A 14915-nucleotide genomic window follows, 5' to 3' on the forward strand; every position below is an offset into this window, starting at 1 on the left:
ACTCATCTCACCCGCACTCTTTACCATGAGTGAGATGAGGTCAAAACTCATAAGCTGGTTAACCGCATATAATGTGAACGAGGAGATCACCTTGTTAAAACTCCACAATCCCGCATTGATGGAGTGAAGCGCGCGGTCTCCTGTTGCTTTAATGCCATCGTCGATATCTGCTTCTAACTTATAATGATCGAGCGGGTAATGACTCTGTTCTAATTCGATCCTTCCGATCTTCTCGATCTTCTTCTCTACCGTCGGTGAGGGGTCGTTGGCGTTCGTACTGCTTGGTAGAAAAAGAAACAAAAATACAAAGGCGATTAAGATTCTTTTAAAGTGGTGCATGATAACCCCTCCCTTAATCTTTACAATGAATACACGTTTCTAACTCGTACTTATCCTTTATTTCTTCACGGTCGATCTTCATACTCTTATCTACATCGATCTTCCACTCTTCCTCTTTTTCACGAATGAGAAGTTCATTTTCAACCGTATTCTCACCATTAGGATTGCGAAATGTCGTCAACACATAATATTGATCAGATTCGTTGGTAGGATAGATTTCGTATTTAATATCTCCATACTTTAATCCCGAATCTTTTTGCTTTGCTGTTTTATCAACCTCATACGACCCTTTTTCATAAACCAGTTTTTGTTGTTGGTTATAGTCACTATCAAAATAGGCTTTTTCCCAATCGTAAGCCACTTTAGCGATGTCTTCGGGTTCTGTTCCGCTGCAGCCTCCTAATAGGAGAAGAGATAGTGGTAGTACGAGATACGTTTTTTTCATCAGATGAAGGCCTCCTCTGTTTCCCGTCTTCCTTTGTCTTCTTCTTTTGTGTTGAACGCATCTTTCCATTCGTTGTACGGTACATCGATCTGTATTTTTGCGGTACGGCCATAGATGTCTTCCATCACACACTGTCCTTCACTTAAGTTCTTTAACAGCTCTCGGTTCTCTTTGTTGTCTTCGATGCCTAAAAACTCGATGATGTTCCCTGCTTCTTCGATCGTCTTCGCTTTGAACGAAAACTTAGTTCCAATTCCTTCTTTCACATCAGCCCGGTTATAGTCGACCGTTGATTGTGTGACGATGTAGACGGCAGAGCGTAAAGAACGACCCGTTCGAAGCATCTCTTTGATGAGTTTATGCCCTTGGCCGGTGTTCGTTAACATCCACGCTTCTTCAAAGATCGTGATCTTCGTCTGTGAATCGTCTCGAGCGAACTTTGTCGCGAACTTTGCGAGCGGGATCATGAGTGAAACCGCGATATGTTCATCACGAGTAGCGGGTTTCTCTCCGTCTTCTGGAAGTGTTAGATTTTGAATCTGCAAGATGTTCACTTGTTCTTTTAACGAGATCCCAGATACGTCTCCATTTGAGAACATGAGTTTCGCAACACCGTTCGTTCCCACTTCATATAACAGGTCACCCACGTTCTGTACTTCTTTATCTTCAGATGACTGAAGGTATTTGACGACCTTTAATAGTCCAGGCTTCCTCTCTGTTGTTAACACGTGACGTACTCCTTTATAGATCGCGGTCTTGATGTTTCGCTCCTGACTCTGAAGTTCTGCGAGATATTCGAGTATCGCGACCGCTGTATCATGCGCTTCTTCACCTTCCAAAAAGGTGAGCGGGTCGAGTTTCCCAGCGTCCCGCTTATCACTAGAAAACGTAATATAGTTGAAGCTTTGGATAAGATCGGCGAACGGTGAAGTTTCCTCTCCAATCGTCGCTTTAAACTTCTTTTCCACTTCATTTTTGGGATCCGTCATCAGGATCTTCGCGCCAAAGAAGATGGCGTTTAACAAGATGTCTTTTAGTAGAAACGATTTCCCCATCCCTGTTGGGCCTGAGATCGTCACATGAGGTGACGAGTATTTAGACCCTTTTAACCCGAGCTGTCCTAGAAACGGATGATAAAAGACTAAAAAGGGTGAGTTCTCGACCGTCTCTCCGGGACTCGTGATGTCTTTACCAAGATAGAAACCGACCGTGTTCCCAACTTTCCGTGTGAGCGAGAAGAGCGAATCGCTGAACGATTCAGGCGTTAGGATCTGTTCCCAATCAGGTGCGACTAAGTCCGCACCAGGTATCGATTGATGAAAGAGAAGCAGTTGATCCGCGAGCGGCTGCAACACCTCTACCCCTCGATCTTTAAACGCTCGTTTAAGACGGGTCACCCGACTTCGGCACTCACTTTTCGTCATCCCCCATACGACGAAGTGCGTGTACGTGCGAAGAAGCGGCTTCCCTTGGTTCTTGATGTCGTTCTCTAACTCATGAAGAAGCGTTCGTCCAGAGTTGATGAGAGAGTCTTCATCTTCGTTCGCTTGTAACAGTTGTGAGTCTTGATCACGAAAGCGTCTTTTGATCTTGTTTGTCTCGCTGTAGTCGTCCTTTTTCTCTTTATAATGCGTCCTGATATGCACTTCGACCGGAAACCCGAGCTCTTGAAAGAAATACGACCACGCGCGTCCGTTCATATCGACCGGAAACTCCGTCACGGGTAGAAACGCACAATAACTCTCATCCTCTAACTGCTGAATCCGGATGAAACCGGCATGGGACTGATGAAGGATTCCTTCTGTTAGAGACGTTATCGATTCGTCATCTTCTCTTTCGTTTCTCATCCCACGGGTGAAGAAGTGACGAAGAAGGTAGTGAAGTTCCTCTTTTTTCGCTCTCTTTGCTGGTAGATAAGACGAAAGAGTCGAGAACGCATTCTCTTCACTCTCTTTATACTGATTCAGTAGCTCACCATCGATTCCGTTATAACCGGAGAGACGCTGCACGTAACGGTTCAGTCCTTTTAAAGACGAGAGCGTCGTTTGGATGATGTTGTCACGTTCGTTCTCGTTACGTTCTAACTTGATGCCGATAAAGAACTTGTACTCGACCGTATCTTTCGCTTCTTCGATCAGAATGTCTCGTAAGCGTTCACTGTAATAAGAACCGACTGTAGCGTATTTTCCCTCGTACTGTTTCTGAAGTTTAGCAATACGCGCTTCAATATCAACAGGTACAGGAAGGATCTTATAATCGATCTCAAGAAATCCTGACAGCTGCCACGCGAGCTTTTCTAAACGGTACACCAAGTTTTCTAAGGCTTCTTGCTCGTTAATACCTACCGTGTTCTCGAACACGCGATAATAACTCCAGATGTTCTCACTCTTTGTGATCACCAGATTGTTCTCTATTCTGTGGATTGGAAACTGCAGCACAACCTATCACCTCAACTTTTATAAGGTTCGTAACGTATAGAATCGGTGTAATTCGTATCCACTCTTCTTCCGCTACAATAGCTCTCTTTCTTGTGGATCGTGTACCGAAACAGTCCTGTTAGAAAACGGTCCAACCGTTTTCCGTCCAACCTCGCTCGGCAGAGAAGCCCTGACGTCATCCAAGGAACGACCGTGTAGAACGCGAGCGTAAGAGAAGAAGGAAGTAGAGAACTCAGCGTGTTTCGAAACAACAACAGGATAGCAAGCAGAAGAAGGGCGACCACGATCTGGCGAATCTCTATGCCTTTTGAGAAGACGAGTCCTCGATCTCCTTTTCCAAGACTGTACACTTTGATCGGATAACGCCACATCTTTCGGTAACTATAACTCCGCCTCATGAGAGTCCTCCGTTCTTCACACCGTCCCATAAGGCTTTAGCGATGCCTTCAAACTCACCCGGGTTTGCGACGATCACATAACAGACCACCGCGAAGATGAAGCTTGAGAAGAACTGGCCCCATCGTTGTGAGATAAACGCGCGAACGATCATCACGATCATGATGATGAAGAGTACCGCTGCCACTTGCGTCGACACATAATCAGTCAGTCCAGTAAGATCTGGTAACATGGTTTTACCCTCCTATCGAATGAAGTAGTTTTTTCACATAGAACTTGTCTTGTTTTTTCTCGACAAGGATCGAGAACGGCTGCTTCGTCACGATTCCTGTCTCCCCGTCTTCTAAGAGGACGAACGTCTTGATGAGATACGTGTTACTTTCTTTGTCATAGACCTTGAAGTTCTCTACACCCCTATACTGATACAGATCTTTCAGTGACTCTGGACTCTCCATGAGGTAACTCATCTCACTCACCGTGTTCTCGGTGTAAGAGGTGAAAAACTGAGTCGCAAAACGTTTTAGTTCATCTTCTTTCTTTAAGTTTCTCTTGCTGTCATCTTCAGAGTTTTTTACGGCAGAGAGTCTCGTTTCACTTGGTACGTTTGAAAAATAAGGCTGCTCGATCACGTTAAAGTTTTGACCATCTGTCGCAACCGGGACCGTAATCATCACTTCTTTAGTAAGGGGTGTGGCAATTGGTTTCTTTTCTCCCTTCTTAGCTTCAGGTAGCGCTTTGAGTGTTTCATATGAAACATTGTACGTGTAGTAAGCGTTTTCACCCTTTCCTCTCCTTTCATGAAGAGAAATGCTTCTTAGTTTTCTTTCTCCTTTAAAGGTAGTGTTGTTCTCGATGTCAGCTAGTGTGAGCCCTTCTGCGAGATAGGTATGAAGATCCTCACTTCGTTTCTTTCGATTTTCTTCTGTGAGTGGGATGTTAATGAATGACTTTAGAAATTCTTCCGTATACGCGTCACCCGCAGGTGACGTGACGAAACCTTCATCCACCATTCTATCTAGCTCTTTCTGTGTAGAATTCTGATAGCCGTTCACTTTTTCGTTCAAAAACGCGGTACGAAGATACGACTGTGTGGTGATGAAGAGTACTGCGAGAACGCCCATCCAAAAGAGAAAGCTCACCACACTTCTAGAGTTCACTCGTGCCGACGGCACTTTTCTTTCTTTTTTACGTTTAAGGAAAGAGAATACGTTTTTCATTTGATAGTCCTCCTAGATCTAGCGCGTTTCTCACGTACACACGCCTAAAATAGGTGTCACCGAGTCCTTCTTCTACCATCTTTCGGTTGATGAAGATCTCTCCGATCTGTAGATTCTTGATCTCACGGGGGTTCGCTTTGAACCGTTCTACATCCCGAACGGTCCCCATATCTGCTTCCTGTCTTAGTCGGTTGTTCTTTCGCTCTACCTGTTGTGTCACTTCTTGGTCTTGATACGTACCGAATACTTCAGCGATCCTCTCTGCATCTTTTGCGGAGTTCACGCGACCCGTTGCGATGATGTTACAGTTCGATATGATCTGTTCGGTCATCACAGGATTCACACAATCGATGTCGGATAACGTTTGGGTAGAGATGATGCATTCGAACCCGGCTGAACGTGATTTGTTCACGATATCGACCATCCGACGGTCACCATATGCACTAAACTCGTCATATACCGCAAATATCGCTTGTCGACCCTTTTCTTGTCGGTGAGCGACGAGGGAGTTCACGTCTAGAATCACGAGCTTACCAATCCGCTTGATATAATCGGCATAACGGCTGCCTGAGATCGAGAAGATGACCACGTTGTTGTTTTCTGTGATCTTCCGAAGATCGATGCCATCCTCTTTCTCCGTGAACAGAGACCCGAGGTCGCTCTCGATCAGTTCACCGAGCTGCATGCGTAGCCGTGTGAGGCACCCCTCGACAATCTCGCTCGGAAATTCTTCATCAAGCGTATTTTTTATAGCTTGTAACTTCTCACTCAGTACCGAGACTGTTACGTTTCTTGTTTGTTTGAACACTTTTGTCTCTTTTGATTTTGGCGTTCCTGTGAAGTCGTCCAGATCGTCTTGTGGAGCTTCCACTTCGATCGTTGTTTCGAATTCCTCCGAGATCTCTTCTTCTCTTGTTTCTTTTTGAAACAATCTTTTAGTCTGACTCAAATTGGTGAGTTTCGTGATGGTGTGTAGATCGCGAGTCTCGCTCGACTCGTCGATGAGCTTTATGATGAGCTGTAGGTAGCGTGAGGCGATATCCGTATAATACGCACCGTCTCCTTCTGTTGAAAAAGAGAAGAGTGACATGAGTTTGTCTCTCGTTTCGGTCGGTGTACCGTTCTTTATCGGATTGTAGGTGTGGTGGTCGGATTCAGAAAAGAGATATACCTCTTTTCCATAGGCTTCGGCTAATGCTTTGAACTCGAGCATCGATTTACGTTCGCCCTTACCGTCAAAGAAGATGACGGGTTTGTTCTGTTTTAACGCGCTCTCCATGATCGAAGCGATGAGGGTCGTCTTACCGGTCCCCGTACCGCCTGTCGCGAGCATGTGATAGTTCATCTCATGAGGTTTTAGTTCCAGGTGTTCTCCGGTGTCGGTATACCCGATGAAGGGTGCTGATTTTTCTTGATTTCGATACTGAAGTTGCTTCTGAGAGAGAAAATTCACTCGTTTGACCCGAAAACGTTTGTAGCGTCCTTCGTCTTTTCTTCGCTTCACCTCTTCAGACTTCGTCGTGATCCTTCTTTTGAAGAAGTAAGTAGCATAGATGTAATACATAAACCCAAAGATCAAAGAAAGTGCGACTACGCTCAGATAACTAGAAGATGAAACCGGAAACGCTTTGTTGTGGTTAAACAACTGTTCAACGAGATCGGTCACGAACGGTACGTTCATGCTTGATAATACGCCGAGGTAACTGAATATTGTTCCAGAGATGTATAACACGAGTAAGATAATACATCCGATTGATAGACTAAGATAAGCGTAGAGATCTCGTTTGACCGTATAAAGTAGAAAAAACGGTAATAACCCTGTTACGGCTGGTACGATGAAAAACAGAATCAAAACACCCACACAGAGATAGAGCACAAGGTCGCCGAGAAGTCGATCGGTTTCACTTTGCGGTCGTTCCTGACTCTCCATCAGAGGTTCCAACATTCGTCACCTCCTCCCACTTGTCGTTTAGGATCGCATCTGGGATGTCTTTCACTAGAATCCGGTGGCCGTTCGTAAGGTCGCTGCTCATCCGGTTGATCGTGTTCTTGATGTGACCGGTATGCGTGAAATAGAACACGTTGTCGTATTCACCTTCGCTTAACACTCTTTCAAACATTCTAAACTTATCTCGATACCTTTTGTTCTCTTTCTTCGTGAGTTCGAGTTCGATCCAGATTCGGTTCACTGAATCATCACTTCGTTTCACAAAAAAGAGGGCGTCTGGTATCCGGTCTCGCCGGTTGTTATAGTTCCGTAGCTTCTCTTGGTTCGACCCTTGTCCGACTATCCTGTACCGCAGTTCACGTTCCGTATTATACGAGAACGGTATCCCCTTCTGTTTGAACTGATACTCATAGAACAACAAAAGATCAGTTAAAAGAAGCGTATGCTGCGCGGTGTTCAGACTCACGGATTTCGGTACCGTCACTTCTGCTTCCACTTGCTGCCGGGCCTCTGTCGTCGCGTAATACACACCGAGTCTGGATGCGATCCGTTTGTTCACAAGATAGCCCTGGTTCGTTAGCTTCTGAAGTCTTCGATACGCTTGGTTCACATGGTTCTCTTGAAACTTTAACATCACTTGTTTATGCGTCACGATGCCGTTTCTTAAGATAAACGTCAGATACTCCACATCTTTTGGTTGTAACGTACTGTACTTGTATAACACGTTCCACCACCCTTACCTAAAGAAAATGGTTGTCCACTAGATCAGCTCCTCAGAATTCTTAACATCCTTGAAAACACATTTTGAATCACTTTTTGCACTTGAACTTATATGCACTTTCTTGAAATTGAATTGCTGGTTTTTGCTTTTGATCTTTATCAATTGAACTTAACTCTTTTGACCTTATTATTATTTTTCCCTAACTTTCTTCCCTCCTCCCACACTCAACCTCTTATCCTTTAATTCTCTTACTCTCTTATTCCGGCTTCTCTTTTTAACGAGTCGTCCAAGACCTCATAGTCACATGTACGTTGTGGGTATGAGGTCTTGGATGCGGGACGAGAAAAAAGAGAAATGCCGGAATCTCCTTGTATCACTGCATTCTTACTTAGAATCGAACCCATAATACACCGTGAAATAACGCTAAGTCAGCTACATTCTCGATTATGGCCTCGATGAAATCTGATCTAGTTGCCTGCAGGTTACACTAAAGAACGCACGTTTGGCAATAGAAAGACTGGAAAATATATCTAAACTACTATCAGAATTTTCTTACAATAATATTTTCTTACTACAGATTACTATAATTTCACGTACCAGAACCATTCTCCTCTACCACCTAAACGACTCCCTCTTTCTCCATTATTCTGCTATAACCCTTAAAATCCTAAGAGAGCAAACAGGAGAATTTTGATATGTATTGGCACACTGGCTCATTTAATGTCAACTCGACCGACTTCGTGGTGGAGACTCATTAATTAGAAATGGAACCGTTATTCGGTCGTTCTGGTTAATCCTGATGAAAGCTTTATCACGGTTTGGTAACAGGTCGATAAACGCCAGCTGCGCTTTCGGTGTTCTCTGTTGTCGCGTCTCGATCAAGTGTTGAAATAGAACAGATTTTGAAGCGATCTTTGTCACCGCGTTTCTCCCGCGACCGATCGTCTGCTTGATGATCTGTTTCGACTTCTTTAACACTTCTTTTAACGTAGATAGTGCCATGCCACATGTTTCTGCGAGCATGCGTAGTGAACCTTCTAGATAAGGATTCACACCTGTTGTTTTTTCTTTTAGTACCGTAAGTAGGTCACTTTCTCGTTCGTCATAGTGTGAGCGTGTTCGTTCTTCGCGTGGTTTCTTAAACTTATACCATCCTTCTCGTCCTACGAACTGAGCTTGTCCATCCGTCCAGAGTTCAAGGAGACTCTCCACATACGAACGCTTCACCCCTTTATATTTACCAGAGTACGCGCTTTTTAACGTACGTTCGAATTCTTGCTTACTGAGTGGCTGTACCATGTTAGAGTTGAACTGATCGAGTTCATCATATGCGTCTTCTAGTTCTCTCCCGCTCTGATAGTTTGCAAGAGCAAGCGTCATGAGTGCGTTGTTACGGCTTGATCCGTGGTAGCCAGAGTCGATTCGTTTAGCTGTGATGAGTGCTCGGTACCAATCGGAGCGTGTGATATCGTCTTCTTTTGTTTGGTTCGAATAGATCACAGTGAACATGTTTCGCTTTTCATAGTCGACAGACCACTTGATGAGTGACGCTGTATCAGCGGGTGTTGCGTAGAAATCAAGGACGTTCTCTTCTTTGGGTATCCGGTAAAACCCAAAAGGCACACAGTTCGTATCGACTGGTGCATAATTTTTTAAGGCACGGCGGATGTTGTTGGACAGTCTTTCTGCAATTCGTAGACTCTTATAATGTTCTCGGTTCGTGATGTAAAAAGGTGATGACAACACAAAGAACACCTGGTATCCACGAGGTGTCGCAAGCAGCAAGTTTGGCCGCGGTAACCCTAACTCTTCGCATCCGATATAAAGAGCGTATAGATCTGCACTCTTCGTATCAATATCAAGAGAGATCACGTTGATCTGCTTGAGATTCTCCCGCTCGTGTCCTTTGATGATGCGGTTCTTAAAGTCATAATACGAGCCACCGCGAAACGTGTTTGGTGTCCAGTGTGAGAGGTTACGATACTTCTCTTGTAGTGTCTCATAAGACGTAACGACAAGTCCTTTTCCTTCTGTAAGATCTTCTTTTGAAGACGAGACGAACACGACGCCACGTTTATGTGGTGCATTTTTTTCAGCTTTTGTAAAACGCACCACGTTTCGAAGTGGTGCAGAAGTTCCTTTTTTCTTATAGAGCATGAGGCTGTCATGAGTCATGAATGATAGAATATCAGGTATAGAAACAACGGAATCTTGTTTTTTGTTCACGTTTTGCACCACTGACACCCTCTTTCACTCCGAATTTTTATGCTTCTCCGATAGAAAGAGCCTGTTTTTGACACAGCTCTTCCTCTTCTAAACGGGATGTTTCCGTTTGTTGGAGAAAGTATAACGAAGTTGCATCTTGAAAAAGGGTGTTCTCTAAGGAAAATGCACCAAACACAAAAAGCCCCTTGAGACCATGTGGCTCAAGGGACAAAAAAAGTAGTTCTATTTTTTTATCATGCACGTTCCGCTTCGGTTTTGCACCATTACACGTAAAATGCACCACTCCAGCGAACTCTGTGTACTTTATGATAAAACGCCGCAAACCCTACTGCATAAAGGGTTATTCTCTCTTTTAGTAAAGGACTACTACACAAGTTCCGCTCAAAATGATTGCGTCAGTGGTGCATTTTTATCGCACACACTTCGCTAGATTTCGTCAGGTTTCGTTAAAACGTCGTTAACAATTGGATAGATTATCCTGTAAAACCACTGTTTTCATATGTTCTTATGCTACACAAGTTCCGCTGTAAATTAGATTTCAGTGGTGCAAGTGGTGCATTTTATGGTTCGTTTTGATACACAGGTTCCGCTCATATAGTAGTAAGATGGTGCATAAGTGGTGTAAAACGCACCAGTGAGCGGACTGTGTGTACTAAAAAGAAGAAAGTGGTGCATAGTTTTGCACCACTTATAATGTCATTATTAATTATCTCAATTTAGCGCAAAATTAATCTACTTTAATAGAGATTTAAAAGAAAATAAATTAAAACGAAGAATAGACCTATATAACCTTAAAGAGCTTTAACAGAAGGGATCATCAGAAGTGAGTAGTGAAGTTCTACTAAGCTTAATCATTGCGATAGCATTATTTGGCTTTAATTATGTTAATAAGGTTTTAAAACGGTTTGCAATAGGTTTTATGTTTTTAATCATAATAGCTTTATATAAAGAGTATTCGAATCAAGTTACGTCTTTACTAGACAATATAGGATGGGATATCGTTAGTTTTTATGTAATTATGATAATGATTGCTATATTACTCGTCGTTTATGTTGTATACGCTTATAAAAAACTAGCTCAGATTGATAATGATTTCTATAATCAGTATACGAGAATGAAACCGAGATTGCATTAGACATCCTACAAAAAGATAAGCCTAATGTAAATATTAAGAATGGGTTGAATTCCACTTCAATTATGAATGCAGCTTATAATGGGAATATAGAAATTGTAATAGCGCTGTTAGAACGGAAAGCAAAGGTTAATATTATTAATAAATATGGTTTTACTGCATATGTAGTAGCCAAATATAGAGGATATGATCAATTAGCCAGTCTTCTGGTATTAATCCAATGACACTCGGGGTAAACAAAAAATCTGCTTTTAAAATTGCTCTTAACAAGGGGAACAATACTATTATCTCATATTTGCTAAAGTATGGTGCATCCACTTTTGTTTCTAGAGCTAGTCTACCCATTCAAGAAATGTATAAATCTAACCGCTACTTAAAATATATCGAAGATTATGAAAGGGAATACCGATTAAAATAAAATGGATAAAAAACCGCTATGGGATTTCCCTAGCGGTTTTTGCTTAAAATTTATTTCTCTAACATCGATATTAACCTTTTGTTTGCTACCTGTTTTGCAAAGTCTATTGGGGTTTTTCCAGCTTTGTTCTTTGATTTTGTATCAGGATTATATTTCATAAACAGTTCAATTAAATCATAGTAACGGCCTTTACAATTTACTACGGCTGTCCATAAAGGTGTATTACCATATTTATTTCTAAAAGTAATATCTCCACCTCTATACAGGATATCTTTCGCTACATCCAAATTAGGATGTTCCGCAATTAAATGTAAAGGTGTATTACCATCTTCATCTGTCATATTTAGATTAATTCTGTTTTCAATAAGAAACAAAGCAATATCAAAGTTTTTACCAGCAATAGAATGATGTAAAAGGCCAATCCCAAATTCATCTTTTTCATTGATTTTCTCTAAGGTAAATTTTTTCTTAAACAAAGAAATATCCCCAAATCTCGCTATTGTAAAAATATCAGCTTTATCAGTAGGCAAATTATTGGCTTCCTTTCAAACTAATAACAATTATTCTGTCCGTTACTTTCTTTAGCACTACCTTGTGGAAGGAGTTTAAACTATAATTTGTTAAAGTATTCTAAGTAAAACTTCTAAAACGGAACCATTTTTTGTTCTGATCGTAAATATGCTTTGCAACGGTATTTTTTAAATAGGTATATTGCTTTTCATTAGTATCCGAAAATGCTTCATCTCTCGAAGAGGGAACATCTATGTACAGAATTTCTTCTTGAAATTGTGAAGCGGTTAAGTCAAAGCGCTTCCCATCTATAAAGTTATAAAAATGCCAACCATCAGCAAGCTTGGTTTTCAGTATTTCTCCACCTACTTGATCGTGCACTACTAAAGCTGTGACACCACATTGTCCCATTGCGGGGTTTTCCTTACTCCATTTAGAACTTGAGTTTATCGACCAAGAGTTCTGTAATGCCTTAAGGATAAATTCTATTCCTAACATTGAAGAGTCTCTCATAATAATATTTTCCTTATATTGTTTTATAATAAAAAACAGTAGATTCCAATTCACCGTTTGGAGATTTAGCGTAAAAAGGGATCTTTCCAGCTTGATAGTAGTTAAGCGAAGAATATAGAAGGTTTGAAGGGTCACCTTCGCGAGTGTCGAGAACAATTAACGTCTTTCCCTCTTTACGCGCTCGTTCTTCTGCAAATTTCATTAAACAACGGCCTATACCCTTTCGCCTATGTTTTGGGTGTGTCATAAGTTTGGCAATCTCAACTCTATGATTGCCATTTTGTTTAGTACAGAGGTGTAGTTGTACAGTGCCCGCTATTTCATCCCCAATTTTTGCGACAAACAAGTGAACTTCTGGACTTATTACATTTGTCCAATAGATGTTTGCATCTTCTTGTTGCATTCCTGGTAAAAAGCCGATTGATGCACCGTCCTCTACTACTTGCAATAAAAGTTCAGACAGCTCATTAATATTATTTTTAATGGACTCCACTTGTTCTAATTGAATATCATAAATCAACATCATCACCCCAAGAATAATTTATTAGTATGTTATTTAGTTTGTGTTTTTTTAAAATAATCTTCATGAATAATTCCATATATTGCACAATCTTTATATTGACCTTTGGCATTGCGAATCATATGTCTTATTGTTCCTTCTTGCTCCATTCCTACTTTGGCCATCACTTTTCCAGAAGCCGGGTTGTCAGTGTTATGTGCTGCGGTGATTTTGTGAATGTTCATATGTCGGAAGCCGAATTCCACAATAGCCCTCAATGCTTCTGTTCCATACCCCTTATTCCACCATTCATATCCCCATCTCATCTCCAATTGTAAAAATAAAGGATTATCCGATTTGTCTGGTGTTACAAGATTCTTTTGATTAATCTTTATTAATTTTCTATAAAAAAAGCATTTCTCCTTCTTGAAGAAATGCACCCGATAGTTGAATAACTAAATACTAAATCAGTTCTAATTTTATAAAAACTTAATTTGAATTCCCTCCACCAGGAGGTCCACCAAAATGATTTTTTGAAGAATTTATTGAATTCATACCTTTTTCATAAGAATCATTTTTCAAATCTGATTTTTTAATAGAATCCCCATAGAATTCACTTTTTTTAGAACCAATGAAAATCCTGATTATGAAATAAACTGCAATTACTCCGATAATAATCAATAATCCTTTCATTTTTCCAGCTCCTTTATATTACAAATTTATATTACTTTAAGCTATTCGCTATTTTCAGCATTTCTTCTTTAGAATATTTTAAATCTTGATCTTTAATATCTTTAGCTGCGATAATCTTGTAAGCTAGAGAACCGTCTTGCCAAGATAGAATCTGTACGGTCCCGTTATCTAAATAATTTCCATTCAAACCATTCTTTAATTCTATTACGATTAAGTCGTATTGTTCAGATACATTTTCTACTTTCGCATCAACAACATTAAGAGTAACAAACCCCTCTTTATTCTTGTCAGAATACGTTATCTCAGTTTGTGTTTCATTGCTTTCGGGTACTTTTCTTACAAAAGAATGAACATCTTTTATATCAAAAGGTAAATAGGTAATTACTTTTAACTCGTTTTGGTAAGGTGCTTCTTTAAGTTCGTTTTTAATGAGTTTGTTTTGATCCACTCCGTTTACTTTTGCGAAATTACCCTCATCAGAAGGAATGATGAAATACAAAGAGCCAATTAGTAGAATTAAACAAACAGCTATGCTTATGGAGTGTTTAATCCAATTGGGTAATACTATATTGAATTTTTTATCGGTAATTTTTTTACTTTCTAATGTTGAAAGTGTATTATCTATTGTATTTGTAATAATTTGTGGTACTTCAATGTGCTTTTGTTCATCGATTATCTTTCTTAATGTATTATCTATATTGTTATTCATACATTTCACCCTCCTCTTCACTAAAATGAAACCTTAATAATTTGGCTAAATGGAGTCTTGCACGATGGAGTCTTGATTTTACAGTTCCCTCACGAAGATTTAGCATTTCCATAATTTCTTTTATTGAAAATTCCTCATAATAAAAAAGGATAATGATAACTTGTTGTTCTGAGATTAATTGTTTAATGGCTTTATCAATTTCTATTACATCAAATGAATCAACTTTTTCGTACGCAATTTCATTAATATTTTCTATAGAGAAGATTTTTTTATTTTGTTTAACAATGTAATAACATTCATTGATCAGTATCCTAACAAGCCAAGTTTTAAAAAATTGTGGATGTTTTAAAGTATTAATTCTTTTAAATGCTTTTAAAATAGCTTCTTGTATGGCATCTGCACATTCGTGATCTGACTTTAAAATGCCTTTTGCCACTCTATATAATGTAGCCTCACAATCTTTTATTAGTCTTGAGAATGCTTGTGTATCTCCATCAATAGCTAATTTAACATCTTCCGTTGACAAGATCGATTCCCCCTTTCATTAATTAGATAAAATAAATCATAAAAAGTTCCCGAATTGAAAAATTTATTTATGTAACACCCTTGGTTACAATAAAATCAGCTTTAATAAGTCTATTAATTACTCTTCTGTCTTGACCATATATAAAAAAGAGGTACGTTTCTTTATTGTAGAAACGCACCCGATTG

17 protein-coding genes are annotated in these 14915 nt (G+C 40.2%); 1 reads left to right on the forward strand and 16 read right to left on the reverse strand.

The window, feature by feature from the left end; all coding sequences use genetic code 11:
* The 9 genes from ACOZ9X_RS18930 to ACOZ9X_RS18970 form a co-directional block, all read right to left on the reverse strand.
* The coding region (locus ACOZ9X_RS18930) for a hypothetical protein (protein WP_423419533.1) at window positions 1-339 on the reverse strand (339 nt) is incomplete at its 3' end.
* Window positions 340-352: 13 nt separating this feature from the next.
* Window positions 353-784: a hypothetical protein gene (locus ACOZ9X_RS18935; protein ID WP_423419534.1), complete on the reverse strand. Its 432-nt coding sequence runs from the start codon at window positions 782-784 to the stop codon at window positions 353-355.
* Window positions 784-3222 (reverse strand): ATP-binding protein, encoded by a 2439-nt coding sequence (locus ACOZ9X_RS18940; protein WP_423419535.1) that lies wholly within the window; start codon window positions 3220-3222, stop codon window positions 784-786. Before ACOZ9X_RS18940 ends, ACOZ9X_RS18935 begins: the two co-directional genes overlap by 1 nt.
* An 11-nt stretch (window positions 3223-3233) precedes the next feature.
* Window positions 3234-3620, reverse strand: coding sequence for a TcpE family conjugal transfer membrane protein (locus ACOZ9X_RS18945; RefSeq protein ID WP_423419536.1), 387 nt, complete (start codon window positions 3618-3620; stop codon window positions 3234-3236).
* Window positions 3617-3850, reverse strand: a complete 234-nt coding sequence (locus tag ACOZ9X_RS18950) for a TcpD family membrane protein (protein ID WP_066394966.1) — start codon at window positions 3848-3850, stop codon at window positions 3617-3619. Before ACOZ9X_RS18950 ends, ACOZ9X_RS18945 begins: the two co-directional genes overlap by 4 nt.
* A gap of 4 nt (window positions 3851-3854) precedes the next feature.
* On the reverse strand, window positions 3855-4835 hold the full coding sequence (locus ACOZ9X_RS18955; protein ID WP_423419537.1) for a conjugal transfer protein: 981 nt from the start codon (window positions 4833-4835) through the stop codon (window positions 3855-3857).
* Window positions 4810-6780, reverse strand: coding sequence for a type IV secretion system DNA-binding domain-containing protein (locus tag ACOZ9X_RS18960; RefSeq protein WP_423419538.1), 1971 nt, complete (start codon window positions 6778-6780; stop codon window positions 4810-4812). Before ACOZ9X_RS18960 ends, ACOZ9X_RS18955 begins: the two co-directional genes overlap by 26 nt.
* A complete protein-coding gene (locus tag ACOZ9X_RS18965; RefSeq protein WP_423419539.1) occupies window positions 6737-7507 on the reverse strand; it encodes a hypothetical protein in 771 nt (256 codons plus the stop codon). The genes ACOZ9X_RS18960 and ACOZ9X_RS18965 overlap by 44 nt, the downstream gene beginning before the upstream one ends.
* A gap of 720 nt (window positions 7508-8227) precedes the next feature.
* On the reverse strand, window positions 8228-9739 hold the full coding sequence (locus ACOZ9X_RS18970; RefSeq protein ID WP_423419540.1) for a primase C-terminal domain-containing protein: 1512 nt from the start codon (window positions 9737-9739) through the stop codon (window positions 8228-8230).
* 1116 nt (window positions 9740-10855) lie between these two features.
* Between ACOZ9X_RS18970 and ACOZ9X_RS18975 the strand changes: the two genes are divergently transcribed.
* A complete protein-coding gene (locus ACOZ9X_RS18975; RefSeq protein ID WP_423419662.1) occupies window positions 10856-11086 on the forward strand; it encodes an ankyrin repeat domain-containing protein in 231 nt (76 codons plus the stop codon).
* A gap of 244 nt (window positions 11087-11330) precedes the next feature.
* Here ACOZ9X_RS18975 and ACOZ9X_RS18980 read toward each other — a convergent pair whose 3' ends face one another.
* The 7 genes from ACOZ9X_RS18980 to ACOZ9X_RS19010 form a co-directional block, all read right to left on the reverse strand.
* Entirely contained in the window at window positions 11331-11810 is a 480-nt protein-coding gene (locus ACOZ9X_RS18980; RefSeq protein ID WP_423419541.1) for an ankyrin repeat domain-containing protein, read from the reverse strand.
* 100 nt (window positions 11811-11910) lie between these two features.
* Window positions 11911-12288: a YunG family protein gene (locus ACOZ9X_RS18985; protein ID WP_423419542.1), complete on the reverse strand. Its 378-nt coding sequence runs from the start codon at window positions 12286-12288 to the stop codon at window positions 11911-11913.
* 28 nt (window positions 12289-12316) lie between these two features.
* Window positions 12317-12826 (reverse strand): GNAT family N-acetyltransferase, encoded by a 510-nt coding sequence (locus tag ACOZ9X_RS18990; RefSeq protein ID WP_423419543.1) that lies wholly within the window; start codon window positions 12824-12826, stop codon window positions 12317-12319.
* 29 nt (window positions 12827-12855) lie between these two features.
* The gene (locus ACOZ9X_RS18995; protein WP_423419544.1) at window positions 12856-13242 is read right to left on the reverse strand and encodes a GNAT family N-acetyltransferase; all 387 of its coding nucleotides are present in this window, start codon (window positions 13240-13242) and stop codon (window positions 12856-12858) included.
* 49 nt (window positions 13243-13291) lie between these two features.
* On the reverse strand, window positions 13292-13495 hold the full coding sequence (locus ACOZ9X_RS19000; protein WP_423419545.1) for a hypothetical protein: 204 nt from the start codon (window positions 13493-13495) through the stop codon (window positions 13292-13294).
* A 31-nt stretch (window positions 13496-13526) separates the two neighbouring features.
* Complete coding sequence (locus ACOZ9X_RS19005; protein WP_423419546.1) at window positions 13527-14204, reverse strand: DUF4367 domain-containing protein; 678 nt, start codon at window positions 14202-14204, stop codon at window positions 13527-13529.
* Complete coding sequence (locus tag ACOZ9X_RS19010; RefSeq protein WP_423419547.1) at window positions 14197-14730, reverse strand: sigma-70 family RNA polymerase sigma factor; 534 nt, start codon at window positions 14728-14730, stop codon at window positions 14197-14199. The genes ACOZ9X_RS19005 and ACOZ9X_RS19010 overlap by 8 nt, the downstream gene beginning before the upstream one ends.
* Window positions 14731-14915 lie beyond the last annotated feature (185 nt).

This window comes from Fictibacillus nanhaiensis, assembly GCF_049537595.1.
Lineage (GTDB): Bacteria > Bacillota > Bacilli > Bacillales > Fictibacillaceae > Fictibacillus > Fictibacillus nanhaiensis_F.

What these genes read in the sequence shown, in the direction of transcription:
- ACOZ9X_RS18985 (WP_423419542.1), bottom strand. Translation starts at nt 12,288, where the DNA reads ATGTTAGGAATAGAATTTATCCTTAAGGCATTACAGAACTCTTGGTCG.
- ACOZ9X_RS19000 (WP_423419545.1), bottom strand. Translation starts at nt 13,495, where the DNA reads ATGAAAGGATTATTGATTATTATCGGAGTAATTGCAGTTTATTTCATA.
- ACOZ9X_RS18960 (WP_423419538.1), bottom strand. Translation starts at nt 6,780, where the DNA reads ATGTTGGAACCTCTGATGGAGAGTCAGGAACGACCGCAAAGTGAAACC.
- ACOZ9X_RS18955 (WP_423419537.1), bottom strand. Translation starts at nt 4,835, where the DNA reads ATGAAAAACGTATTCTCTTTCCTTAAACGTAAAAAAGAAAGAAAAGTG.
- ACOZ9X_RS18945 (WP_423419536.1), bottom strand. Translation starts at nt 3,620, where the DNA reads ATGAGGCGGAGTTATAGTTACCGAAAGATGTGGCGTTATCCGATCAAA.
- ACOZ9X_RS18990 (WP_423419543.1), bottom strand. Translation starts at nt 12,826, where the DNA reads ATGTTGATTTATGATATTCAATTAGAACAAGTGGAGTCCATTAAAAAT.
- ACOZ9X_RS19005 (WP_423419546.1), bottom strand. Translation starts at nt 14,204, where the DNA reads ATGAATAACAATATAGATAATACATTAAGAAAGATAATCGATGAACAA.
- ACOZ9X_RS18935 (WP_423419534.1), bottom strand. Translation starts at nt 784, where the DNA reads ATGAAAAAAACGTATCTCGTACTACCACTATCTCTTCTCCTATTAGGA.
- ACOZ9X_RS18950 (WP_066394966.1), bottom strand. Translation starts at nt 3,850, where the DNA reads ATGTTACCAGATCTTACTGGACTGACTGATTATGTGTCGACGCAAGTG.